We start from the raw sequence: 1,178 nt of genomic DNA, 5'->3' as shown, positions 1-1,178 counted from the left end.
GAGGCATCCCTCAGCGCCAACGACCGCACCTGCAACACCGGTTCACCAACACCGTCGAACGCCGTCACCGAGACACCACCCTGTACGGGGGCCAGAACCACGCGCAGGTGGCGGGCACCGTCGGCCAGCAGCCGCACCCCCGACCACGCGAACGGCAACCCCGTCCCACCGCTGCCGTCACTCGCGGCCAGCAGACCGTGCAGCGCGGCATCAAGGAGAGCGGGATGCAAGCCGAACCCGGCCACATCAGCTTCCGCGGCCTGGGGCAGCTCCACCTCGGCGTACACGGTGTCCCCGGCGCGCCATACCTGACGCAGACCCTGGAACGCCGGCCCGTAGCCGTAGCCACGTTGGGCGAACCTCTCGTAGGCGCCGTCCGCCTGAACCGGCTCCGCACCGGCGGGCGGCCACGCACCCAGCGGGGCCAGGGCGGGCTCACTGCCGGCCGGGGTGAGCACGCCGACCGCGTGTCGCACCCATTCGCCCTCGCCCTCGCGGGAGGAGACGGTGACGGTTCGGCGACCACTGTCGTCGTCGCTGTCGCCGACCTGGACCTGAAGCTGCACGCCACCGGAGCCGGGAAGGATCAGCGGTTCCTGGAGTGTCAGTTCCTCCAGCGTGCCGCAACCGGCCAGGTCCCCGGCGTGGACCGCCAGATCCACGAACGCCGTACCGGGCAGCAACACCGTGCCGTGGACCGCGTGGTCGGCCAGCCACGGCATCGCGGCCAGCGACAGACGCCCCGTCAACACCAGCCCGTCCCCCTCGGCCAGCCACACCGCAGCACCCAGCAACGGATAACCGGAGCGCTGCAGTCCGATCGACGAGGCGTCCCCGCGAGTGGTGACGGCCTTGGGCCAGTAACGCTCCCGCTGGAACGGATACGTCGGCAGCCCAACCTTCACCGCCCGACCACCATCGGCCGTCGCCGCGGCCCAGTCCACCTCGACACCGGCAGCGTAGGCACCGGCCAGGGCGGTCAGCCAGCGGCTCCGGCCGCCATCGCCGCGCTGCAACGTGCCCGCCACGACCAGGTCCTCACCCGCCTGCGCAATCGCCAGGCCCAACACAGGATGCGGACTGACCTCCACAAACACCCGGTGACCCTCCGCCGCCAGCCCGGCAATGACCTCACCGAACCGCACCGGCTCACGCAGGTTCCGGAACCAGTACCCGCC

At 71.6% G+C, this 1,178-nt stretch carries 1 protein-coding gene; it reads right to left on the bottom strand.

Going from position 1 to position 1,178, the window contains the following annotated elements:
• Positions 1-1,178, bottom strand: a 1,178-nt coding sequence (locus tag ACFXB5_RS53785) for a polyketide synthase dehydratase domain-containing protein (RefSeq protein ID WP_385223403.1), incomplete at both ends; no start/stop codon positions are given.

It is taken from the genome of Streptomyces sp. NPDC059455, assembly GCF_042750115.1.
Taxonomy (GTDB): domain Bacteria; phylum Actinomycetota; class Actinomycetes; order Streptomycetales; family Streptomycetaceae; genus Streptomyces; species Streptomyces endocoffeicus.
The sequence above is the reverse complement of the archived record's forward strand: the minus strand, read 5'-3'. Positions and strand labels throughout refer to the sequence as shown.